18 protein-coding genes are annotated in these 23,306 nt (G+C 61.8%); 8 read left to right on the top strand and 10 right to left on the bottom strand.

Features of this window, described 5'->3' with window-relative positions:
- Nucleotides 1-16: 16 nt before the first annotated feature.
- The 4 genes from AB4P90_RS16100 (at nt 17) to AB4P90_RS16085 (ending at nt 8,963) form a co-directional block, all read left to right on the top strand.
- Nucleotides 17-2,005 (top strand): alpha-1,4-glucan--maltose-1-phosphate maltosyltransferase, encoded by a 1,989-nt coding sequence (locus AB4P90_RS16100; RefSeq protein ID WP_395605140.1) that lies wholly within the window; start codon nt 17-19, stop codon nt 2,003-2,005.
- A 164-nt stretch (nt 2,006-2,169) separates the two neighbouring features.
- Nucleotides 2,170-5,517 (top strand): maltose alpha-D-glucosyltransferase, encoded by a 3,348-nt coding sequence (treS, locus tag AB4P90_RS16095; protein ID WP_014718683.1) that lies wholly within the window; start codon nt 2,170-2,172, stop codon nt 5,515-5,517.
- Nucleotides 5,514-7,760 carry a 1,4-alpha-glucan branching protein GlgB gene (gene glgB / locus AB4P90_RS16090; protein WP_014718682.1) on the top strand — a complete coding sequence of 749 codons (2,247 nt, stop codon included), beginning with the start codon at nt 5,514-5,516 and terminating at the stop codon, nt 7,758-7,760. The genes treS and glgB overlap by 4 nt, the downstream gene beginning before the upstream one ends.
- Before the next feature lie 42 nt (nt 7,761-7,802).
- On the top strand, nt 7,803-8,963 hold the full coding sequence (locus AB4P90_RS16085; RefSeq protein ID WP_395605139.1) for a diguanylate cyclase: 1,161 nt from the start codon (nt 7,803-7,805) through the stop codon (nt 8,961-8,963).
- On the opposite strand, the gene AB4P90_RS16080 is transcribed toward AB4P90_RS16085, so the two are convergent.
- From AB4P90_RS16080 to AB4P90_RS16055, 6 genes are all read right to left on the bottom strand, one after another.
- The gene (locus AB4P90_RS16080; protein ID WP_395605138.1) at nt 8,942-11,146 is read right to left on the bottom strand and encodes a GAF domain-containing protein; all 2,205 of its coding nucleotides are present in this window, start codon (nt 11,144-11,146) and stop codon (nt 8,942-8,944) included. The genes AB4P90_RS16085 and AB4P90_RS16080 overlap by 22 nt on opposite strands.
- A gap of 171 nt (nt 11,147-11,317) precedes the next feature.
- Nucleotides 11,318-12,169 (bottom strand): CAP domain-containing protein, encoded by an 852-nt coding sequence (locus tag AB4P90_RS16075; protein ID WP_014718680.1) that lies wholly within the window; start codon nt 12,167-12,169, stop codon nt 11,318-11,320.
- Nucleotides 12,170-12,251: 82 nt separating this feature from the next.
- Nucleotides 12,252-13,577 (bottom strand): MFS transporter, encoded by a 1,326-nt coding sequence (locus tag AB4P90_RS16070; RefSeq protein ID WP_038450343.1) that lies wholly within the window; start codon nt 13,575-13,577, stop codon nt 12,252-12,254.
- Between the two features lie 56 nt (nt 13,578-13,633).
- Complete coding sequence (gene lhgO / locus AB4P90_RS16065) at nt 13,634-14,827, bottom strand: L-2-hydroxyglutarate oxidase (RefSeq protein WP_060767711.1); 1,194 nt, start codon at nt 14,825-14,827, stop codon at nt 13,634-13,636.
- 106 nt (nt 14,828-14,933) lie between these two features.
- Nucleotides 14,934-15,644, bottom strand: coding sequence for a FadR/GntR family transcriptional regulator (locus AB4P90_RS16060; RefSeq protein WP_019816878.1), 711 nt, complete (start codon nt 15,642-15,644; stop codon nt 14,934-14,936).
- A 38-nt stretch (nt 15,645-15,682) separates the two neighbouring features.
- A complete protein-coding gene (locus AB4P90_RS16055; RefSeq protein WP_395605137.1) occupies nt 15,683-16,915 on the bottom strand; it encodes an MFS transporter in 1,233 nt (410 codons plus the stop codon).
- A gap of 113 nt (nt 16,916-17,028) precedes the next feature.
- Here AB4P90_RS16055 and AB4P90_RS16050 point away from each other — a divergent pair, with 113 nt between their 5' ends.
- Entirely contained in the window at nt 17,029-17,913 is an 885-nt protein-coding gene (locus tag AB4P90_RS16050; RefSeq protein WP_395605136.1) for a LysR family transcriptional regulator, read from the top strand.
- A gap of 56 nt (nt 17,914-17,969) precedes the next feature.
- Nucleotides 17,970-18,647, top strand: coding sequence for a GNAT family N-acetyltransferase (locus AB4P90_RS16045; RefSeq protein ID WP_014718674.1), 678 nt, complete (start codon nt 17,970-17,972; stop codon nt 18,645-18,647).
- On the opposite strand, the gene AB4P90_RS16040 is transcribed toward AB4P90_RS16045, so the two are convergent.
- On the bottom strand, nt 18,637-19,239 hold the full coding sequence (locus tag AB4P90_RS16040; RefSeq protein ID WP_014718673.1) for a TetR/AcrR family transcriptional regulator: 603 nt from the start codon (nt 19,237-19,239) through the stop codon (nt 18,637-18,639). The two genes, AB4P90_RS16045 and AB4P90_RS16040, sit on opposite strands and share 11 nt — an antisense overlap.
- A 72-nt stretch (nt 19,240-19,311) precedes the next feature.
- On the opposite strand from AB4P90_RS16040, the gene AB4P90_RS16035 reads away from it, so the two are divergent.
- On the top strand, nt 19,312-19,911 hold the full coding sequence (locus AB4P90_RS16035; protein ID WP_014718672.1) for an NAD(P)H-dependent oxidoreductase: 600 nt from the start codon (nt 19,312-19,314) through the stop codon (nt 19,909-19,911).
- A gap of 1 nt (nt 19,912) precedes the next feature.
- On the opposite strand, the gene AB4P90_RS16030 is transcribed toward AB4P90_RS16035, so the two are convergent.
- From AB4P90_RS16030 to AB4P90_RS16020, 3 genes are all read right to left on the bottom strand, one after another.
- The gene (locus tag AB4P90_RS16030; RefSeq protein WP_020301139.1) at nt 19,913-20,302 is read right to left on the bottom strand and encodes a hypothetical protein; all 390 of its coding nucleotides are present in this window, start codon (nt 20,300-20,302) and stop codon (nt 19,913-19,915) included.
- Nucleotides 20,303-20,363: 61 nt separating this feature from the next.
- Nucleotides 20,364-21,620: a 3-phosphoshikimate 1-carboxyvinyltransferase gene (gene aroA / locus AB4P90_RS16025; protein ID WP_014718670.1), complete on the bottom strand. Its 1,257-nt coding sequence runs from the start codon at nt 21,618-21,620 to the stop codon at nt 20,364-20,366.
- Nucleotides 21,621-21,753: 133 nt separating this feature from the next.
- The gene (locus AB4P90_RS16020; protein WP_395605135.1) at nt 21,754-22,308 is read right to left on the bottom strand and encodes a UPF0149 family protein; all 555 of its coding nucleotides are present in this window, start codon (nt 22,306-22,308) and stop codon (nt 21,754-21,756) included.
- A 184-nt stretch (nt 22,309-22,492) separates the two neighbouring features.
- Here AB4P90_RS16020 and AB4P90_RS16015 point away from each other — a divergent pair, with 184 nt between their 5' ends.
- A complete protein-coding gene (locus tag AB4P90_RS16015; protein WP_032901606.1) occupies nt 22,493-23,305 on the top strand; it encodes a crotonase/enoyl-CoA hydratase family protein in 813 nt (270 codons plus the stop codon).
- The last annotated feature ends 1 nt before the right edge of the window (nt 23,306 follow it).

The raw sequence follows: 23,306 nt of genomic DNA, 5'->3' as shown, positions 1-23,306 counted from the left end.
AAGGGGAAGATGCTCGATGATTGCTGAAACACTGGCTCCAGAAGGCTCGATACTGCCGCTGTCGCAAGCGCTGTTGTTACCCAGGATCGCTATCGAAAGCACCATGCCGGTGATCGACAATGGTGAGTTCGCCGTCAAGGCTGTGGTCGGCCAGCGTGTCAATGTCACCAGCAAAGTGTTCGCTGATGGTCACGACAAGCTGGCGGTGCTGATCCGCTGGCGCGTGCTGGAGGAAGAAAGCTGGCACAGCGTGGTCATGACCGATGTCGGCAACGATGGCTGGGAAGGCGCGTTCACCGTCGCCCAACTCGGGCCGCATGAATACTGCATCGAGGCATGGATCGATACCTTCGCCAGCTTCTGCTATGAATTGCGCAAGAAACATGAGGCCGGGGTGCCGGTCAGCCTTGAATTGCAGGAAGGCCGCAGCCTGGTGTTGCAGGCTGCCGAGCGCAGTGACAACGAATTGCGCGACCGTTTGATGGTGTTGCACCACGAACTGTCGGGCCTGCTGGAAACCGAGCAGGTGGCGTTGTTCCTGCACGAAGACAGTGCACACCTGATGACCCAGGCCGATCATCGCGCGTATCTGAGCGTCAGCCCCGCCTACCCAATTGACGTAGAGCGTGAGGCGGCGCAGTTCGCCAGTTGGTATGAGCTGTTTCCCCGCTCGATCACCGATGATCCGGCCCGCCACGGTACATTCAACGACGTGCACTCGCGCTTGTCGATGATCCACGACATGGGTTTTGACGTGCTGTACTTCCCGCCGATCCATCCTATCGGCCGCAGCCACCGCAAGGGCAAGAACAACTCACTCACCGCAGGCCCCGATGATCCGGGCAGTCCGTATGCCATCGGCAGCGCGGAGGGCGGGCATGAGGCGATTCACCCGCAACTGGGCAGCCGTGAGGATTTCCGTCGCCTGGTCAAGGCCGCTGCCGACCACGGCCTGGAAATTGCCCTGGACTTCGCCATCCAGTGCTCCCAGGACCACCCATGGCTTGAACAGCACCCTGGCTGGTTCAACTGGCGCCCCGACGGCACGATTAAGTACGCCGAGAACCCGCCGAAAAAGTATCAGGACATCGTCAACGTCGATTTCTATGCGGCGGATGCGATTCCGGGCTTATGGACAGAACTGCGCGACATTGTGGTGGGCTGGGTGGAAGAGGGCGTGAAGACCTTTCGCGTCGACAACCCGCACACCAAGCCGCTGCCGTTCTGGCAATGGCTGATCAGCGACGTGCGTGCCAAGTACCCGGAGGTGATCTTCCTCGCCGAAGCTTTCACCACCCCGGCAATGATGGCGCGCCTGGGCAAGGTCGGCTATTCCCAGAGCTATACCTACTTTACGTGGCGCAACACCAAGGCTGAACTGAGCGAGTACCTCACTCAACTGAACCAATCGCCCTGGCGTGAGTGCTACCGCCCGAACTTCTTCGTCAATACGCCGGACATCAACCCGGGTTTCCTGCATGACTCCGGCCGCGCAGGCTTCCTGATCCGCGCTGCGCTGGCCACGATGGGCTCGGGCCTGTGGGGGATGTATTCAGGCTTTGAGTTGTGTGAGTCGGCGCCCGTGCCAGGCAAAGAAGAATACCTCGACTCCGAGAAGTACGAGATCCGCCCCCGCGACTTTACCGCCCCCGGCAACATCATCGCCGAGATCGCCCAGCTCAACCGCATCCGCCGCCAGAACCCGGCGTTGCACACGCACCTGGGGCTCAAGCTCTACAACGCCTGGAACGACAACGTCCTGTACTTCGGCAAGCGCAGCGAGGACGGCAGCAATTTCATTCTGGTCGCCGTCAACCTCGACCCGCACAACGCCCAGGAAGCCCACTTTGAATTGCCGCTGTGGGAGATGGGGTTGCCCGACGATGCCCAGACCCAGGGCGAAGACTTGATGAACGGCCATCGCTGGACCTGGTACGGCAAGACCCAATGGACCCGGCTGGAGCCGCAGATGCCGTTCGGGATCTGGCGCATCAGCACCCCCTGAGTGCTCGTTCCCACGCTCTGCGTGGGAACGCCTCACTTCGCTCTGCGTGGGAATGCCTCACTGGACGCTCTGCGTCGCGCTTGGGACGCGGAGCGTCCGGGGCTGCATTCCCACGCGGAGCCTGGGAACGATCCTCGAGAACTTTGTATTTTCAGGAGTTTGCAATGGCCAAGAAACCCAAGGCAGCCACCTTCATCAAAGACCCGCTCTGGTACAAAGACGCGGTGATCTACCAGGTACACGTCAAATCCTATTTCGACTCCAACAACGACGGCATTGGTGACTTTGCCGGGCTGATCGCCAAACTCGACTACATTGCCGACCTGGGCGTGAACACCATCTGGCTGCTGCCGTTCTACCCGTCTCCCCGCCGTGATGACGGCTACGACATTGCCGAATACCGCGGCGTGCACAGCGACTACGGGACGATGGCCGACGCCAAGCGCTTTATTGCCCAAGCCCACCAACGCGGGCTGCGCGTGATCACCGAGCTTGTGATCAACCACACCTCCGACCAGCACCCCTGGTTCCAGCGCGCGCGCAAGGCCAAGCCAGGCTCGGCGGCGCGGGACTTTTATGTGTGGTCGGACGATGACCAGAAATACGACGGCACGCGCATTATTTTCCTCGACACCGAAAAGTCCAACTGGACCTGGGACCCGGTGGCCGGCCAGTACTTCTGGCACCGCTTTTACTCGCACCAACCGGACCTCAACTTCGATAACCCGCAGGTCATGAAAGCGGTGCTGTCGGTGATGCGCTATTGGCTCGACCTGGGCATCGACGGCCTGCGCCTGGACGCCATTCCCTATCTGATCGAACGGGACGGCACCAACAACGAAAACCTGGCGGAAACCCACAACGTCCTCAAGCAGATCCGCGCTGAGATCGATGCCCATTATCCCGACCGCATGCTGCTGGCCGAAGCCAACCAGTGGCCGGAAGACACGCAGCTGTACTTTGGGGATAGAAAGGGTGATGACGGCGATGAATGCCACATGGCCTTTCACTTTCCACTGATGCCGCGCATGTACATGGCGTTGGCCCAGGAAGATCGCTTCCCCATTACCGACATTCTGCGCCAGACCCCGGAGATTCCCGCCAACTGCCAGTGGGCAATTTTCCTGCGCAACCATGATGAGCTGACCCTGGAAATGGTCACCGACAAAGAGCGCGACTACCTGTGGAACTACTACGCCGCAGACCGCCGCGCCCGCATCAACCTGGGCATTCGGCGACGCCTGGCGCCGCTGGTGGAGCGCGATCGTCGGCGGGTGGAATTGCTCAACAGCCTGTTGCTGTCGATGCCGGGCACGCCGACCCTGTACTACGGCGATGAAATCGGCATGGGCGACAACATCTACCTGGGCGACCGTGACGGCGTGCGCACGCCCATGCAATGGTCCATCGACCGCAATGGCGGGTTTTCCCGTGCCGACCCGGCCAGTCTGGTGTTGCCGCCGATCATGGACCCGCAATACGGCTACCAGTCGGTCAACGTCGAGACCCAGGCCCAGGACCCGCATTCATTGCTCAACTGGACCCGGCGCATGCTCGCAGTGCGCAAGCAGTCCAAGGCGTTTGGTCGTGGCAGCTTGAAAATGCTCTCGCCGACTAACCGGCGCATCCTGGCTTACACCCGTGAATACACCGGTGAAGACGGCCACACCGAGATCATCCTGTGCGTGGCCAACGTGTCGCGCAGCGCCCAGGCGGCGGAGCTGGACCTGTCGGCCTTTGCCGGCATGGTGCCGGTGGAGATGCTTGGCGGTAATGCCTTCCCGCCAATCGGCCAGCTGAATTTCCTGCTGACCCTGGCGCCCTATGGTTTCTATTGGTTCGTGCTGGCAGCGGAAAACCAGATGCCCAGCTGGCATGTGGAACCGGCGCAAAGCATGCCCGACTTCACCACTTTGGTACTGAAAAAACGCATGGAAGAGCTACTCGAAGAACCTTGCCGCACCAGCCTGGAACATACGTCACTGCCCGCCTGGCTGCCCAAGCGGCGCTGGTTTGCCGGCAAAGATACGGCAATCGACACGGTGCACATCGCATATGGCGTGCGTTTTGGCGACCCGCAGCATCCGGTGTTGCTCAGTGAGATCGAAGTGACCAGTGCCGGCCAGGTCAGCCGCTACCAACTGCCCTTGGGCTTCCTTGGCGAAGACCAGTTCACCAGCGCCTTGCCCCAGCAATTGGCGTTGGCCCGAGTGCGACGCACCCGCCAGGTAGGTTTGGTGACCGATGCCTTCAGCCTTGAGCATTTTATCCTTGAGGTGATCCAGGCCATGCAGGCCGGCACCGTGCTCAATACCCCTGACGGCGATCTGCGATTCGAGGCCACTCATCACTTGGCCGCATTGCAACTGACCCGTGAATCGCCGGTGCGTTACTTGTCCGCCGAGCAGTCCAACAGCTCGGTGGTGGTCGGTGAGAGTCTGGTGCTCAAGCTGATTCGCAAAGTCAGCGCCGGCGTGCACCCGGAGCTGGAAATGAGTGCGTACCTGACCGCCGCTGGCTACCCGAACATCTCGCCGCTGCTGGGCTTTATGAGCCGCCAGGACGGGCAGGGACAGGACAACTTGCTGATGATTGCCCAGGGTTACTTGAGCAATCAGGGCGATGCCTGGAGCTGGACCCAGAACAACCTGGAGCGGGCGATCCGCGATGAGCTGGCCGACGCGATCTCTGAACAGGAACAGCATTACAACGCCCTCGGGGAACTGGCAGATTTTGCCGGTTTGCTCGGTCAGCGCCTGGGTGAAATGCACCTGGTGCTGGGTGCGCCAACGGCCGACAAGGCCTTCAAACCCGAACCCACCACAATCAAAGACACCCAAGCCTGGGCCAAGGATGTCGGCGCCCAGATCGACCGTGCCTTGCAGTTGCTCAAGCTTAATCAAAGCCAGTTGAACCCCGCCGACCAGGCGTTGGTCAGTGAATTACTGGCGCAGAAAAAAGCCATCGCGGCGCATGTCCAGGCGTTGGCCAAAGCCACGGCGGGCGGATTGCGCATTCGCGTCCACGGTGACTTGCACCTGGGCCAGGTATTGGTGGTCAAGGGCGATGCCTACTTGATCGACTTCGAGGGCGAACCGGCGCGACCGCTGCATGAGCGGCGCGGCAAACACAGCCCTTATAAAGATGTGAGCGGTGTGCTGCGTTCCTTTGATTATGCCGCGGCCATGGCGCTGAATGTACAAGGGGTGGATCACACGCCAGAAGCGAACGCTGCGCGCAAACGCGTGACCGACCGCTACCTGAATGAAGCCCGCGTAGCATTTACCCAGGCTTACCAGGCCGCTGCGTCTACACTGGCGCATGACTGGCAGGATGCCAACGGCCAAGACGCAGCGCTGACCTTGTTCAGCTTGGAAAAGGCCGCGTACGAAGTGGCCTACGAAGCAGAAAACCGCCCGACCTGGCTGCCGGTGCCCCTGCAAGGGCTGCACGGCTTGTTGAGCGGGCTGACACCTATATCTAAACCTGTACGCGGTGGGGAGACGTCATGAGTTTTACACAGAGAGAACCGCTGCAGCCCAAGTTGACTGCATTGCCGGCGTCCAAGGACGTCGATGCGCTGGTGCGCGCCGAGCACCCCGACCCCTTTTCGATCCTGGGGCCCCATGATGACGAGCAGGGCGGCCAGTTTATCCGTGCGTTCCTGCCCGAGGCCCTGAGTGTCCAGGTACTGGCGCGTGACACAGGTGAGCCGTTTGGCAGCCTCGATGCCACCCAGGTGCCAGGCCTGTTTATTGGGCACTTCAGCACTCGCCAGCCCTACCTGCTGAAAATCCAGTGGGCCGGCGGTGAGCAGATCACCGAAGACCCCTACAGCTTCAGCCAATTGCTGCTGGGGGAAATGGACCTGTACCTGTTTGCCGAAGGCAATCACCGTGACCTGGGCAACTGCCTGGGGGCTCAGGTGGTCAGCGTCGATGGCGTGCAAGGCGTGCGCTTTGCCGTGTGGGCGCCGAACGCCCGGCGGGTTTCGGTGGTGGGCGACTTCAATATCTGGGACGGGCGCCGCCACCCGATGCGCCTGCGTCATCCATCGGGGGTGTGGGAAATCTTTATCCCGCGCCTGCAACCGGGCGCGGCCTACAAGTATGAAATTCTCGGTGCCCACGGCATTCTGCCGCTCAAGGCCGACCCTGTGGCGCTGGCCACCCAACTACCGCCGGACACCGCCTCGAAGGTCGCCGCACCTTTGCAGGTGGATTGGCAGGACCATGAGTGGATGCAATCGCGGGGAGACAAGCAGAAAGCCACCGCGCCGTTGTCGATCTACGAGCTGCATGTGGGGTCCTGGCAGTGCGAGCTGGACGAGGCCGGTGAAGTGGCTCGGCAATATGGCTGGCGCGAATTGGCCGAGCGGCTGATTCCTTACGTTCAACAATTGGGCTTCACCCATATCGAACTGATGCCGATCATGGAGCACCCCTTTGGTGGCTCGTGGGGTTATCAAGCGTTATCCCAGTTTGCCCCCAGCGCGCGCTTTGGCTCGCCGGAAGACTTCGCCTGGTTCGTCAATGCCTGCCATCAGGCCGATATCGGCGTGATCCTTGATTGGGTGCCAGCGCATTTCCCCACCGATACCCACGGCCTGGCGCAATTTGACGGTACCGCGCTGTACGAATACGCCAACCCGCTGGAAGGTTTTCACCAGGACTGGGACACGCTGATCTACAACCTGGGCCGCACCGAGGTCCACGGTTTCATGCTCGCGTCGGCCTTGCACTGGCTCAAGCATTTCCACGTGGACGGCCTGCGTGTGGACGCAGTGGCCTCCATGCTGTATCGCGATTATTCGCGCAAGGCCGGTGAATGGGTGCCCAACCGTCATGGCGGCCGCGAGAACCTGGAAGCCATCGATTTCTTGCGGCACCTGAACGACGTGGTTGCCCTTGAAGCGCCGGGCGCGTTGGTAATTGCCGAGGAGTCCACGGCCTGGCCCGGCGTCAGCCAGCCGACCCAACAGGGAGGCCTGGGCTTCAACTACAAATGGAACATGGGCTGGATGCACGACTCCCTGCATTACATCCAGCAAGACCCGGTGTACCGCGCCCATCATCACAACGAGCTGAGTTTCGGGCTGGTGTACGCCTGGTCGGAGCGCTTTATCCTGCCGATTTCCCATGATGAGGTGGTGCACGGCAAGCACTCGCTGATCGACAAGATGCCCGGCGACCGCTGGCAGAAATTTGCCAACCTGCGCGCCTACCTCAGTTTCATGTGGATGCACCCCGGCAAGAAGCTGCTGTTCATGGGCTGCGAATTTGGCCAATGGCGCGAGTGGAACCACGACCAGCAACTGGATTGGTATTTGCTGCAATACCCCGAGCACCGTGGGGTGCAGAAGCTGGTTGGCGACCTGAACCGCCTGTACCGCGAAGAACCGGCGTTGCACGAACAGGACGATGCGCCCCAGGGCTTCCAATGGCTGATCGGTGATGACGCGATCAACAGCGTCTACGCCTGGCTGCGCTGGAGCAAGGGTGGCAAGCCGGTGTTGGTGGTTGCCAACTTCACCCCGGTGCCCCGTGAAGGCTACGCAGTCGGTGTGCCGTTTGGTGGGCGTTGGAGTGAGGTGATCAACAGTGATGCCGATACCTACGCCGGCTCCAATTACGGGAATGGCGGAGCCGTGTTTACCCAGGATGAGCCGCGCCATGGGCAACCGGTGTCGTTGTCTTTGAACCTGCCGCCCCTGGGCGTGCTGATTTTGCGACCTCAAGAGCCTGAAACGCTCTAGCGCGGCGTATGCCGCTGTTCGGCTTGCTGGCAAGATGCCACAATGGCGCCTTTGCCGTCGCCGGTCAAACAGGCCAACCCCATGAATAGCCTCGGGCAGGACCAGGGTCACTCCATCGAAGAGCAGGTGCGAACCGACCGTTTGCACCAGCTGTTTCGTCAATCATTCTCGGCGATCTTCGGCAGCTACCTGGGCGCCGTCATGCTCTGCTGGCTGTGCTGGGATCGGTTCGATCATCAGGTCATCCTGGTGTGGTTGGTACTGTTGGCGGGCTCGTCATTGGTGCGCCTGCATCTGTTCGTGCAATGGTTTCGCTGCCCTGACGCGGCGCGCACGCCCGCCCGTTGGGAACGCCGCTACTGGGTCACGCTGATGCTGTCGGCGGGTATCTGGGGCGGCGGGGCGCTGGCGGTGATGCCGGTCGATGACCGCTTATCCCAGGTGCTGGTGATGCTGTTTACCGTGGGCATGTCGGTCAGCGCGGTGTCCTGTTATTCAGCCTATCGCTACATGACGCTGGGCTCGATGGCGCTGGTGTTGCTTCCCTGTACGGTATGGATGCTGTTTCAGCCTTCGCCGATGCAGGTCGGCGTGGCGTTGGCGGTGCTGGTGTTTGCTTCGTTTGTGGCCGGTGCCACGCGCAAACTCTCCGATGCCCTGGAAAAAGCCTTTCGCCTGACGAGGCAAATGGAACGCGCTCATCATATTTCCACCCGCGCCGCTCAGACCGATGAACTAACCGGGCTGATGAACCGTCGGGCGTTCTACGAACGGGCTCAGTTGCTGTATGCCCAGTGCCTTCGCGAGCAGCAGCCGTTGTGTGCATTGATGATGGACATGGACCACTTCAAAGCCATCAATGACACCTACGGCCACCAGGCCGGCGACCAGGTGTTGCGTCAGATTGGCGCGGTGATCAGCGCGTCCTTTCGCCAGACCGATATCTACGGTCGCCTGGGGGGCGAGGAGTTTGCAGTGCTGCTGCCCAATACCTCATTGGAGACCGCACGCAGCATTGCCGAGCAGTTGCTCCAGACGATTTATCACTTGCCCGCCGACCCTGTACAAGGGGTGAGCGCAAGCTTGGGCGTGGCATCGACCCACGCTCAGCCTCTGGATTTGAACGGCTTGATGAACAGCGCCGACAAGGCCCTGTACCAGGCCAAGGCATCGGGCCGCAATCAGGTGGCGGTTGTCGACTGATCCTTGCTCATCGCCTTTGCCAGCACTCGCGCAACCTGGTCGGCGGAGTAGGGCTTGGCGAGGAACTCAAAGCCTTCATAGCCGCTGTCCGCCAGTTCCTCGCTGTAGCCGGAGACGAGTACCACGGGCAGGTCCGGGCGGCGCTGGCGCAGTAGCTTGGCCATGGCCACGCCGGTCATGCCGGGCATCACCACGTCGGAGAAAATCGCATCGAACCCCTGGACGTCTGTGCCGGCGAGGTTCAGCGCCTGTTCGGCATTGGTCGCCCACGTGGTCTGGTAACCCAGGTCCTTGAGGATCTGGCTGGCGAAGCGTCCTACCTCAAGGTTGTCCTCGACGATCAGCACGTGCTGATGAGCAGCCTCTTGCGGCGCTGGCAAGTCTGTATGCGGGTCTTGATCCGGCGCCGCTTCGCCTTCGACCTGCGGCAGGTACAAGGTAAACACCGTACCCTGGCCAAGGGTGCTGGCCACATCGATATTGCCGCCTGACTGCTTGGCAAAGCCGAATACCTGCGACAGGCCAAGGCCCGTGCCTTTGCCCACGGCCTTGGTGGTGAAGAACGGCTCGAAGATGCGTTCGAAGGTATCGCTGGGAATCCCGGTGCCGGTATCGGCCAGGGAAATGGCGATGTAGGGCATGCACGACTCGGCATCCCCGCGAATACGTGGCAGCGTTTGCTCGCTGGCGACTTTGAGGGTCAGGGTACCCTGGCCGTCCATCGCATCGCGGGCGTTGAGGGCGATGTTGATCAGCGCGATTTCGAACTGGCTTGGGTCGATGCGTGCATAGCAGGGCCGATCGGGCAATTGCACCTGCACATGAATGCGTGCGCCGGTGACGCTTTCGAGCATCTCGCCGATGTTCTGCACGCGCTGGCCGACATCGAACACCTGCGGGTTCAATGGTTGGCGACGGGCAAAAGCGAGCAGTTGGCTGGTGAGCTTGCTGGCCCGCTCCACCGTGTCGGACACCGCGCACATATAACGTTGCCGACGCTCTTCGGACAGGCCCGGTTGGCGCAGGAAATCAACGGATGAGCGGATAATGGTCAGCAGGTTATTGAAGTCATGGGCGACGCCACCGGTCAGTTGGCCGATGGCCTCAAGTTTTTGTGACTGGCGCAGTGCAGCTTCGGCTTCGGCCAGCGCACGGGTACGCTCATTCACGCGCTGCTCCAGGCTGGCATTGAGTTCCGCATAGGCGGCCAGGCCCTTACGCACGGCGGCGTCGGCACGCACGCGCTCGATATGCGCCCATGAACGTTCGGTGACTTCGCCCAACAGCGCGATGTCGTAGGACGACCAAAAACGCGGCACTTTGTCGTGTACGGCCATCAGTGCGGTGAGCCGCCCGTCTTTGATCAAGGGCATGCAAATGGTGGCCGTCACACCGAGTGCCTGGAAGCTCGCGGCGTCATGGGGCGGCAGCTCGATCAGATTATTGCGTATCACCAGTGGCTCGCCGGCACGCAGGCAGTTGACCGCGCATTCGCCAAACGCCGCCAGGCTGTAATGGCCGATGATGCTCGGCGAGCCTTGCGCCGACCAGTCGCCTCGAATGGTAAAGCCATCTTCATCCTCGTCCATGTCGGCGTAGGCACAGATGGACACCTGCAGATGTTCGGCCAGCAGGCGAGTCGTAGACGTCAGGATGGTTTCGGCGTCGGTAGCGTTGGTCACGCTATTGCTAATGGCGTCCAGCACTTCAAGACGACGGGCGAGGAACACCGTGGCAGTGGTTTCGGTCACCGTGTCGAGCAAACCGACCACTACACCTTGGGCATTGCGAATCGGGCTGTAGCAGAAGGTGAAATAGGCTTGTTCCGGCGCTTCGTTGCGTTGGATCAACAGCGGGAAGTTTTCGATATAGGTGGCGTGCCCATCGAACGCGGCGTCGGCGATAGGGCTGATATCGTCCCACACCTCGTGCCAGATCTCGTTGAACGGGCGGCCCAAGGCGTCGGGTTTGCTACCCAGGATCGGCGTGAACGCGTCGTTGTAGAGGGTAATCAACTGAGGCCCCCAGACGATGGCCTGGGGGAAACTCGACGCGAAGCACAGCGCAACGGTTGTCTTCAACACATCGGGCCAGTGTTCAAGTGGCCCCAGGGGCGTACTGGCCCAATCGTGCTGACGAACCCGCTCTGCCATTTCGCTGCTGCCTTGCAGCCAATTCATCATGGGGTTCACACCTTGCTTGCTACGTACTGTTTAGCTTTGAAGAGTCATACCGACTAGCAACAGACCGGAATGACCGCATTCAGTTCAGCGCGATTATCTCCCTGATAGCACTTTGATTTCACTGTCTATTTGCACGCCTTCATTATTGGCCGGTTGGGCCGGCGCCCAACCTTATTGCGTGCCGAATAAGCCCGTCCAATAGATGCCCGCGTCACTCTTGGGGTCCATGGCGTAGGCAGCACCCAATTCGCGAAACTGCGGGTTCATCAGGTTGGCGCAGTGGCCGGGGCTGGCGAGCCAACCGTCGACGACCTTGCGCGGCGTGTCGAGGCCGGCGGCGATGTTTTCGCCGATATTCTTCGCGATATACCCCGCCAACTCGGCGCGGTCACCCGGCGTGCGGCCGTCGGGGTCCAGGTGGTCGAAGAAATTGCCGTTGGCCATGTTGCGGGTATGGCTGTTGGCTGCGCCGGCCAGGGTGTCGTTCCACGACAGGGGCGCCGTGGCGGTGAACGCCTGGGTGCCACACTGGCGCGGCTCGGCACGGGCGGTGTTGATCAGGTCGAGCAGTTTTCTGCCTTCGGTCTGCCAATCGCCCAGGCCGCTGGTCACCAACGGGCGAGCCAGCACGATGCGCCAGTCCTGGCCGCTGTTGCTGACGCCGATGTCGACAAATTGCGGGTCGAGCACTACGCGGCAAAAGCTTTCGCGCACCGCTTTCATCGCGGCCTCGGCATCCTTGGGCCCGGACAGGCTGATGGCCTGCACATTCACCATCGGGTAGGCAGCGCGCGCCAGCGACTGCTGCAAATCGCCGACATTGGAGGCCGGCAACACCAGCCGCGTGTCGCTGGTCAGCGGCGGAAGCTCCTGGGAACCCTGGTCACCGCAGCGTTGCACCTGGCTGCGGTATTGGTTGATCTGTTGGACTAACTGACTTTCTTCATTCGCCATCGCGCTGGCGCAGAACACCGTAGTGGCGGCCAGCGTCGTAAGACCCATCATCAATGACAGAACGCGCATGGACGTTACCCTTGAGCTTGAAAGTGCCCATGATGCGCGATCCAGGTGCATCCATGCACCCGTTGGTCCGAACTTTTTTTGCTCAGTTCTTGAATGTCGAGTGTTTCGCGCCCTGATCGCAGAGGGCAAACACCACCACCAACAAGGCAGAAATCGCGAGGATCACCACCACGCCATCGGTGGAGTGGGTGGCCGAGGCCGCTACCATCGACAGCGCGCCCAGCGGTGCCAGGCCACCGGCAATGGCGGTGCCGATCTCCCGCCCGGTGCCAAAGCCCGATGAGCGCGTTTGCGTCGGGAACTGCCGGCTCAGGAACGAACCCTGGGGGGCGAACATCATCGGCGCGAGGATTCCGGTGCCCACCCCGATGGCGAGGTAAATCATCAGGCTTTCACCACTGTTGAGCAGGGCCAGGAACGGGTAGGCGAACAACAGCGAGCACAGCCCGCCGAGCATCAACACGGTCTTGCTGCTCCACTTGTCACACAGCCAGCCGAAGCAGGGCACGGCGACGATGGCCACCATGCTGGCGATGGTCACCGACAGCGAGGTGACATGCACGTCCACGCCTTTGAATTGGGTCAGGTACGCCAGGGAGAAGGTCTTGAAGATGTAGCTCAGGGCGTTGTAGCCAATCGCGACAAAAAACACCACGGCGAGGCCCTTGAGGTCATTCTTGAACAAGGCTTTGAGAGGCGATGGCTTGGCCTTGGCTTTTTCTGTGCTCAGCGCTTCGAACTGTGGGGTCTCCGGAATGCTGTTGCGCACCCACAGGCCGACACCCACCAGCACGATGCTGCAGATAAACGGAATGCGCCAGCCGCCGGCCAGCAGGAACTCGTTGCCGTTGATGGTCAGCAGGTAAATAGTCAGTGAGGACAGCAACAGGCCCAGGTTCAGGCCCAGTGCCGGCCAGGCGCCCTGGCTGCCACGCTTGCCTTGGGAGGCATGCTCGTAGGAGGTGACTGCCGCGCCCGACAACTCGGCACCTGCGCCCAGGCCCTGGATGATGCGGATAAACACCAGCAGGATCGGGGCCCAGATGCCGATGGAGGCGTAGCTGGGGATCAAGCCGATCAAGGTGGTGCACACGCCCATCAGGCAGAAGGTCAGCACCAGCACTTGCTTGCGCCCGAACTTGTCGCCCAGGTAGCCAAACAGGATGCCGCCGAAGGGGCGGGCGATAAAGCCGATGGCAAAGGTCGAAAAGGCCATCAGCGTGGCGGTCTTCGGGTCGCTGTTATCGAAGAAGATCTTCGAAAACACAATCGCCGCCATGGTGGCGTACAGGTAAAAGTCATACCACTCCAGCATCGAGCCGAAGATGGTGGCGGCGGCTACTTTGCGTAGGCGCTTGCGGGTTTGTTCGGGCGTTTCGGTACCGGGAATGGAGGCGGATGCCGACATGCTGGACTTCCTTCTGGGTCTTTGTAGTTATTGTTGGGTGAGCGGGCGGTGCGGTCTTACTGGGGGTGGAACAGGCGGTCGGCGATCATCGCGCCGATGGGCATGGCTGAGGTGGCGGCCGGTGAGGGCGCATTGCACACATGCAGCATTCGTGAGGTTTGGGCGAACAGAAAGTCGTGCACCAGGCTGCCGTCGCGCATTACCGCCTGGGCACGGATGCCGGCCTCGTAGGGCAGCAGGTCATCGAGCGTCAGGGACGGGCAGTACTTGCGGCACTGCTCCAGGTAGCCGGACTTGAACAACGAGTTCTTCATCTCGGTGGTGCCGGAACCGAGGTTTTGCCACAGGGTTTTCCAGAAACCCGGGAAGCTGGCGTACTGCGCCACGTCGCGCCAGTTCACCGAAAACTTGCGGTAGTTCTCGCGGCCCAGGCCCAGCACGGCATTCGGGCCGACGGTGACGCTGCCGTCGATCATGCGGGTCAGGTGCACGCCGAGGAAGGGCAGCTCCGGGTCGGGGATCGGGTAGATCAGATGGTTGACGATGTTGTTCTTGGCGGCGGGCAGGCGGAAGTATTCGCCCCGAAACGGGATGATCTGATGGTCGATACGGATGCCGGCCAGGCGGGCCAGGCGGTCTGACTGCAAGCCGGCGCACACCACCAGGTGGCGGGCCTGCCAGGTCTCGCCCTCGGTGTTGACGGTGACCGTGTCGGTATTTTCTTGGATGGCGGTGACGGTGCGCTCCAGGCAGATCTGCCCACCGCTGCGACGAATCACCTGGGCCATGGTCTCGCACACCTGGCGGTAATCGACAATCCCGGTGGCATCGAGAAACAAGCCGCCGAGGCCGACGATGTTCGGTTCACGCTGGCGCAGTTGTTCGGCATTCAAGCGCTCGACCTGCATGCCATTGAGCTGGGCACGGGCGTACAGCGCTTCCATGCGTTGCATTTCAAGCGGGCTTGAGGCCACCAGCAGCTTGCCGCACACCTCGAATTTGATCCCGTGTTCGCGGCAGAACTGCTTGGTGGCTTCGGCGCCGCGCTTGCACAAGTCGGCCTTGAGGCTGCCGGGTGCATAGTAGATGCCGGCATGGATCACGCCGCTGTTGTGGCCGGTCTGGTGCTTGGCCAGCACCGTCTCTTTTTCCAGGATCACCAGCGACGCGCCCGGTTGGCGCTTGAGCAGCTCCATGGCGGTGGCCAGGCCGACGATGCCGCCGCCGATAATGCAAAAGTCATGAATCATTGCAGAAGTACCTAGGCTGTACATTTCAGTCTGCTTATCAGGTTGTCAGACTAATGTTTTTGTTAAAAAAATGGCGTGTCCGCGGACACGCTGCAAACAAGGTGGATCAGTTCGTGGTCGGTAATTCCAGTTGCAGGCGTCGCGCCGCGGCACGCAGGTGCGCCTCGGCACTGGCGGCGGCGCGTTGGGCGTCGCCGTCGGCAATGGCCTGGTAGAGCTGTTGATGTTCCTGGGTGGCATCGGCCGAACCGGTGGCAAAGCGCGACGCCGAGTTCTCCCACGCGGTTTTACGCGCACTGGCCAACTGGCTCCTGAGGAAGTCATGGAAGGCCACGAAGTAGTCATTCTTGCTGGCGTCGGCAATGGCACGGTGGAATTCCACATCGGCCAGGGCTGCGGCTTCAAAGTCGTCGCGGTTGTCCTGCATGGCCTGCAACGCGCTTTTCATGCGCTGCAGGTCGGCGCTGTCGCGGCGCTGGGCGGCAATCGAAGCGGCCTGGGTTTCGATCCACAGGCGCACTTCGAACATCTGCGCCAGGTCAGGTCGTCGCCCGTTGGGCTGCGGAAACCGAAACACCGTGCCCGCAGGGGTCTGCGAAATAAACGAGCCCAGGCCACGGCGGGCGGTGAGCACACCGTCGGCCTTGAGCTGGGCAATGGCTTCACGCACCACGGAACGGCTGACGTTGAGTTGTTCGGCCAGTTGCTGTTCGGTCGGCAGGCGCGACTCCGGGGCCAGTTGGCCGGATTCGATTTCTGCGCGAATGGCGCTGACAACCCGTACGACAAGCGAATCGGGGCGCTGGAGCTCAAGCATGGGAAAACCTTGGTGATCAGGTTGTCAGACAATAGTCGTTACGATTTTAGCTTGTCAATATTTGTCTGCTTCGCGCTGGCCAGGGAATACCCACGTCTCCAGGCAATCAGCACCGCCAATAACAGCAAACCTACCGCCATGGCGAAGGTGGCGTGCAGGCCGGCTGCCACCGCCTGGGGCGCGGCGAGGCTGACATCCGGGGTGGCGCGGGCGAACACCGCGCCGAGGGCCGAGGCGCCGAAAATCAGGCCCAGGTTCCGTGACAGATTCAGCAGGCCGGACACTGTGCCTCGGCGTGTCGCCTGTATATCGCTCATCACCGCCGTGTTGTTGGCCGCCTGGAACAGGCTGTAGCCGGCCGTCAACACGATCAGCGCCGCGAGATAGACGCCAAGCCCGGACGCCTGCGACAGCAACAGGGCCCCGCACAGCATCACGCTTAGCCCCACGAGGGTCAGGCGTTGGCTGCCAAGGTGATCGGTCAGGTAACCCGCCGGTACACCGGTCACCGCCGCGACCGTTGGCCCGACGGCCATGGCCAAGCCCATCCAGGCGGGATCGAGGCCCAGGCCACGTGACAGGTAGAACGGCCCCACCACGAACGTGGCCATGATCACCGCCGACACCAGGGCACTCATGGCCAGGCCGGCGCGCAACGGCGCATCGCGCAGGGGCGCCCAGACTGTATCGCCTGGCCAAGCGTCGCGGCGGTGAGCATCTACCGGCAAATAACGGTAGGCGAAGGCGGCAGCCACACCCGCCAAGGGCAGGCCGATCAAAAACAGCGCGCGCCAGCTCCACAGGCTGAGCAATACCCCGCCGACACTCGGACCCATGGCCGTGCCGAGTGCCGACAGGGTGCCCAGCAGGCCCATGACTCGGCCGGTATTCTCTTTCGTGACAGTGTCACCCACCATGCCCAGGGTCATCGCCATCATGATCGCCGCGCCCAGGCCCTGGAATGCCCGTGCGCCGATCAGCCAGGGCAGGGTTGGCGCGGCGGCACACCCGGCGCAGGCCAGGGCAAACACCAGCAACCCGGCCAGCAGCAAGCGCCGGCGCCCCAGACGGTCGCCCAGGCGCCCGGCGCTGACAATCACGGCGGTGATGGCCAGCAGGTAGGCGAGCACCACCCACTGCACGGCCTGAAACGAGGCACCGAAGGCGTGCGCCAGGCTGGGCAGGCCGACATTGGCGATGCTGGTGCCCAGGGCGGCCAGCAACATGGACAGCGACAAGGCGACCAGGCCGCCGCGTGTGGAGGTTTGCATGCGCGTTTCCTTGAGTGAATGCACCTGTCACAAATCTACGGCGTCGCCTAACATGGCGGAAGACGCATGGCTTGCAGGTTATAGCTGCACCCAACGCCTGATCAGGAGCCCGCATGCCCGACCTCAATTTACTCATCACCCTCGACGTGTTGCTTGCCGAAGGCAGCGTCGCTCGCGCCGCCCAGCGCCTGCGCCTGAGCCCTTCGGCCATGAGCCGGGCCCTGGCGCGTTTGCGTGCGGCCACTGGCGATCCGCTGCTGGTACGTGCCGGGCGCGGCCTGGTGCCGACGCCCCGGGCGTTGCAATTGCGCGAACAGGTTAGCCAACTGGTGCAGGACGCCCATGCGGTATTGCGCCCGGCGCACAGCCTGGACTTGGATGAGGTGGTGCGCACCTTCACCCTGCGCACCAGTGAGGAGTTCGTCGAACGCTTCGGCCCTGCATTGCTCGCGCGTATCGCCCAGGAGGCTCCAGGGGTGCGCTTGCGTTTCGTGCACAAGAGCGACAAGCACAGTGCGCTGCTGCGCGACGGTGGCGTCGACCTGGAAACCGGTGTGGTCGATGTCGGCGCCAGCCCGGAGGTGCTGACCCAGGCGCTGTTCCGTGATCGCCTGGTGGGCGTGGTGCGCGAGGGCCATGCTCTGAGCCGCGGCCCCTTGAGCGCAGCGCGTTTCGCCCAGGGACAACATGTCTACGTGTCGCGGCGCGGCCAGGACCGTGGCCAGATCGATGAGGCCCTTGAGGCGCAAGGTCTGGTTCGGCAGGTCAGCATCGTGGTCGCCGGTTTCAACACGGCCATCGCCCTGGCGCGTGACACCGACCTGATCGCCAGCGTGCCTGAGCGCTACATCACTGTGCCGCCTCGAGGGTTGCACTGTTTTGAGCTGCCGGTGACGTTGCCGCCGTTTACCGTGGCGATGCTGTGGCATCCACGACAGGATGCCGACCTGGCCCATCGCTGGCTGCGCGCGTGTTTGCGCGAGGTGTGCGGGCCATGAGCGGCGCGCAACAGGTACAATCGCCGCTGCCTTGACGCGAAACCCCAGGAATTTGCATGTTCAGCCTTACCCGCTACACCACGCCGTGCCCCGAACCGGTCAACAGCCAGATCCTGCAGATGGTGGTGGACAACCTCACCGATATCAGCAGCGTAGCGCTGGCACCGAGCAACCTGCTCTACAACATCTACCAGTACGCCATCGGGTTTGAGGTACACCTGTACCTTGAGGCGTTGAATGGCGAAAAGGGCATCGCCGTCGAGTTGGTCGTGGCGATGGAAGACGAGACGGTGGTGGGCTTTTGCCTGTACCTGCCGGTGAAGGATGACCCGAACGCGTGTGGCATCGCGTTTATGGCGGTGCAGGCCGGCTTTCGTCGCCAGGGTGTGGCACGCAGCATGCTGGACGAGGTGTTGGCGCGTTATCCCCACGCCGAACTGGCCTGTGCGGTAGAGAAGGTTGCGGTGTTCGAAGCCATGGGTTTCCAGGTACGCGGTGCGCGTGGCACCCAGGTCGTGATGAACACCCGCAACTACGGCACCGATGGGCTGATGGGCGTGTTGGATGTGGCTTCAATCTACAGCTCGCTGGAAGTGCGGCAGATCCACACCTACCTGCTGCAAAAACACGGCAAGCGCGCCATGGTCGATGCGGAGAAACAGCGTGATCGGCACCTGGACCAGTTGACGCGCAAGGCGCAACTGTTCGTCCAGGGCCGTCTGCCTACGGCCTGACGCGCATGACCATCCCGAGGATAGTCTCCAGCAGTTCCTGCTGAGCTTCCTCGCGGCTGATCTCGCCATTGGCCGCCGCATGGGACAGGGCTTCCGCCGCGCCGAGCATGGCGCGCAACCCGGCCTGGGAAATACTGCCGCCGTGGGTGAAGGGCGACAGCGCGTCTCTGCACTTATCGAGGAAGATCGCCTCGTATTCGCGCTTGGACGCTTCCAACTCCGGTGAACCGCTCAAGGCGGCAATCACCCCGGGGATTTCCCGACCTTGCAACAACACACAATCGACATACGACGACGCGATAACCCACGCGCGGTCCTCAAGCGTCGCCTTGCTGGTGGCGATGGCATCGGCAAACACCTGGTCCTGGCGCTCGTCGAAGTCTGCATACAGCGCGGCCAGCAACCCCGCGCGTGTAGCGAAGTGGTCGTACACCACTGGTTTGGTGACGCCCGCCAGCTCGGCCAGGCGGCCCAGGGTCAGGGCGTCGGTGCCTTCGTCACGCACCAATTGCCAGGCGACGTCGAGTAACTGGCGCAGGCGATCTTCACGGGACAAACGACGACGGGGGGCAGGGGATTCATTGCTTGACATGCTTATATACCAAAAGTAACTTATTCGACGTAACTTACTAAAAGTAGATTAAGCCGAAACGGAGTCAAAGTCATGCACGCACTGATCGTTGTTGCCCATCACGACCCGCAATCCCTCACCCATAGCGTGGCCGCCGAGGTGGGCGCGGGCTTGAGCGCCTCTGGCCACACCTTTGAAATAGCCGACCTTGCCGCTGAAGGGTTCGACCCACGCTACAGCGCGGCCGACCATCGGGTGCACCGTACTCGGGCGACGCCGCCAGCCGACGTGGTGGCCGAGCAGGCCCGCATCGATCGCGCCGACGCGCTGGTGCTGGCATTCCCCATCTACTGGTGGTCAATGCCGGCATTGCTCAAGGGTTGGGTCGACCGCGTATTCGTCAATGGCTGGGCGATTGATTACGGCCCCGATACACCGGTGCAGAAGAAACTAAGGCATTTGCAGGTGCATCTGCTGGCCCTGGGTGGGGCTGATGACAGTGCCTTTGAGCGACACGGTTATGCCAAGGCCATGAATACCCAGATCGACTACGGCATCTTTGATTATTGCGGGGCGCGGGTACTCACTTCCGAGTTGTTGTTGGACTCGGAAAGTGGCACGGCCCAGGCGCATTTGCACAAGGCCCGGGCGGTGGGGCAGGGGTTGTTTGAGCGTGAGGCCGTCGCGGGATAATTCAAGCGTCGCGAAACAGGTCGTGGGCGTCCAGCAAGCGGTAGGCAATCTCTGGTTTTTTCTCCAGGCCGCGGCGAATGGAGGCGGGGATCGACTGGCGAGTCTTGCGGCACATGCCCGGCAGTTCGTCGATGACGATCTGGATCCCGCGCATGCTTTTGACCTCGGTATGCCCGGGCGCGATGTGGACGCGGATGCCCAGTTGGTCGTACATCCGCTGTTGCAGGTGTTCGAGGTCTTGCAGGCTCTTGAGGTTCTCCAGGCGCGCCAGCAGGATTTTTTCCTGCTGGCGCGTCAGTTGAAGAATGCGCAGATCAGCGCCGGGAGCTTCCAGCAGTTGTTCACGGTTGCAGACACAGGCGCCGGGTGGGCAGGGTTGGCGAAGGGTCATTGACGCTCCCGGCAAGGTTCAGTTGTAGGAGCGAGCTTGCTCGCCCCTACAGGTTTGTGTGTCAGTAGCTCAAGTGAACGCCCAGGCTGCCGAGGGCTTTCCAGTAGTCAGGGTAGGTCTTGGCTACGCAGTCCGGGTCTTGGATGCGAATGCCCGAGACTTTCAGCCCGGCCAGGGCAAAGCACATGGCGATGCGATGGTCGGCGTGGGTGTCGATCAGTGCGGTGCAGGCGGTGCCAGCCAAAGCGGGGTCGCTGGCAACCAGCAAGTCATCACCCTCGATGGTCGCCAGGCTCGGGCGAATTTCGTTGAGGCCATCGTGCAGCGCCTGCACGCGGTCACATTCCTTGACGCGCAGGTTCGCCAGTTCAGTGAAGCGCACCGGGGTGTTGTTGAACGCGGCGAGCACTGCCAGGGTCGGGATCGCATCCTGCATTTGTGAACCCACCACCGTGGCCTGCATGTTCGGGAATTGCGCGATCACGGCCTGGGCCTTGGCGTCGGGCTGGGTGAAATCCTGTGGGGCTACACCAATATCGATACGGCCACCGGTCAGTACTTCTGCGGCCCACAGGTAAGTGGCGGCGGAAGCGTCGGGTTCGATCAGGTAGTCATGGGCGGTATAGCCGGTGGGGGCCACGCGCCAGGTGGTGTCGTCCACGGCGTCGACCTGGGCCCCGAACGCACGCATGCAATCGAGGGTCAGGTCCACGTAGCCACGGGCGCCAATGTCCTTGCCGGTCAGCGCCACTTCAATCGGCGCTTCGCCGCACGCCGCCAGCATCAGCAGGGCCGATACGTACTGGCTGGACAAACCTGCGTCAATCTCAAAACGCCTGGCCTGGACCTTGCCCGCGCCGTGCACGGTTACCGGTGGGCAACCGGTGGGGCTGTCGACCTGGATGCCGTTCTGGCCCAGGGTGGCCAGCAGCGGGCCGATGGGGCGTTTTTGCATGTACTCGTCACCGTCCAGTACCACGGTGCCTTGCACGGTGGCGACGGCAGCCGTGAGAAAGCGCATGGCGGTGCCGGCGTTGCCGAGGAACAACGGCTGGGCCGGCAATTGCAGCGAGCCTTGGCTGGTGACGACAAAGGTGGTGTCGTCCGGCTCGTCGATGGTGACGCCCATCTGCCGCAGGGCGACCGACATGTGGCGCGTGTCATCACTTTTGAGCGCACCGCTCAAACGGCTGGTGCCCTTGGCCAGTGCCGCCAGCAACAGCGCACGGTTGGTAATGGATTTGGAGCCGGGGGGCGCGACCTTGCCAGTGAGGGGGAAGTTGGGCGGTGTAACGGTCACGGTTTTCTGCGAACTCAAGGTACAAGGCTCCTGGTCAAGGCAAGGTGGCGTGGAGTGGCCGACGTGCGGACCCGAATCATCAGGCAAACACGCCATGCTTGTCGAGTGAGTGGGTGATCTGCGTGATTTATTGGCATGCGCTCCTACTGCCTTAACGCTGGCTCAACCAGTAGTCATGCAGCGCCCGCGCAGCCGGTTCGATTGCGCTGACCTGCAGTTGATGGGCGTTTATATCCAGATCCGCCGGCAATTCGAAATTGTCCTGTTCGGCGCACCAGGAAATCCGCTCCAGTTGCCCGGCTTGTACAGCGGGCAATGGCGGCCAGTTGGCGATTGTCACGCCGCGCACATAACCAAAGCACCATTCCTCGGCAAGGGTCACCGCCTGGCCTTGATGTTCGGTTTCATCGAAACGGGCTTTGAATGCCTGGGAGTCAGTGGCCAATTGCGCGGCCAGGGTATTCATATGGCGTACACACAGCTCGAGAAAAGCCTGGGCCTCGTCCATGTTGTCCCATTCAGGGTTTTGCCCACCCCAGATCGCCGGGAACCACTCGGACACATCCACCTTGGCCGGGCTGGAAACCAGGGCGGTGAAATAACCGTCGAGTTCGGCCATGTTCAGCACCGAGTGGTCTTCGCCGTATTTGAGCAAGGTGGCGTCAATGAATTCGAAATCGGCGGGAGCGAGAGGTTGGGCGTGCATGGCATATCCTTAAAACGTCGAGCGCCGCGCACAGCGCGGCTTAAAGCGCAAAGGATGGCCTGTGCATCGGGTTTTATCCAGCGTCTTTTCCCTCACCGTGACCAGTCCCGTTTTTGGCCGATGCGCCGTGGCGCACCCTTGATATAGTCTGGCCTTTCTCAATCGCCAGTCAGGGATCACTGCCATGTCCGAATACCAAGCCTTCGTTGTCGAACTCAGTGGCAACGTTGCCCATGTGCAGATCAATCGCCCGGAAAAGATCAACGCCATGAACGCGGCGTTCTGGACCGAAATCATCGACATCTTCCAATGGGTCGACGAGACCGACGCCGTGCGTGCCGTGGTGCTCAGCGGGGCGGGCAAGCACTTTTCCTCGGGCATCGACCTGATGATGCTGGCCTCGATCGCCAATGACTTTGGCAAGGACGTGGGTCGCAATGCGCGCCTGCTGCGCCGCAAGATTCTCGAGCTGCAAGCTTCGTTCAACGCCGTGGACACTTGCCGCAAGCCCGTGCTGGCGGCGATCCAGGGCTACTGCATTGGCGGTGCCATCGACCTGATCAGCGCGTGCGACATGCGCTACGCGGCCGAAGACGCGCAATTCTCGATCAAGGAAATCGACATCGGCATGGCCGCCGACGTCGGCACCTTGCAACGCCTGCCGCGCATTATCGGCGATGGCATGCTGCGTGAACTGGCCTATACCGGTCGTCAATTCGGCGCTGAAGAAGCGCGCAGCATCGGCCTGGTCAATCGCGTGTTTGCCGATCAGCAAAGCCTGCTGGCGGGTGTCATGGACCTGGCCCAGCAAATCGCCGCCAAGTCGCCGATTGCCGTGACTGGCACCAAGGCCATGATCAGCTACATGCGTGACCACACAGTCAATGACGGCCTGGAATACGTTGCCACCTGGAACTCGGCTATGTTGCAATCCAACGACCTGCGCGTGGCCATCGCGGCCCATATGAGTAAGCAGAAACCCGAATTCGTGGATTGAC

The organism is Pseudomonas sp. B16120, assembly GCF_044218845.1.
GTDB classification, from domain to species: Bacteria; Pseudomonadota; Gammaproteobacteria; order Pseudomonadales; family Pseudomonadaceae; genus Aquipseudomonas; species Aquipseudomonas paracarnis.
The sequence above is the reverse complement of the archived record's forward strand: the minus strand, read 5'-3'. Positions and strand labels throughout refer to the sequence as shown.